Below are 409 nucleotides of genomic sequence, written 5' to 3'. Positions count from 1 at the left end.
CACCACCCAGTACCTCGAAGAGGCCGACGAACTCGCCGACCGCATCGCCGTCCTCAACGGCGGCCGCATCGTCGCCGAAGGCACCGCCGACCAGCTCAAGCGCCAGATCCCCGGCGGCCACGTCCGCCTCCGCTTCACCGACCCCGACGCCTATCGCAGCGCCTCCGACGCGCTGGGCGAGGCGACGAGGGACGACGAGGCCCTCACCCTCCAGATCGCGAACGACGGCAGCCAGCGGGCGCTCCGCGCGCTGCTCGACCGGCTCGACACGGCCGGCGTCGAGGCGGACGAACTCACCGTCCACACGCCCGACCTCGACGACGTCTTCTTCGCCCTCACCGCCACCACCGTCCCCGCCCAGCCGAAGGAGACCGTCCGATGAGCACCCTGTCCCTCGCCGTCCGCGACT

At 72.4% G+C, this 409-nt stretch carries 1 protein-coding gene; it reads left to right on the top strand.

Features of this window, described 5'->3' with window-relative positions; all coding sequences use genetic code 11:
• Positions 1-382 (top strand): DUF4162 domain-containing protein (locus IF73_RS0137170; RefSeq protein ID WP_031015988.1); only part of this gene is annotated, 382 nt, incomplete at its 5' end.
• Positions 383-409: the final 27 nt, after the last annotated feature.

The organism is Streptomyces sp. NRRL F-5727, assembly GCF_000719555.1.
Taxonomy (GTDB): domain Bacteria; phylum Actinomycetota; class Actinomycetes; order Streptomycetales; family Streptomycetaceae; genus Streptomyces.
The sequence above is the reverse complement of the archived record's forward strand: the minus strand, read 5'-3'. Positions and strand labels throughout refer to the sequence as shown.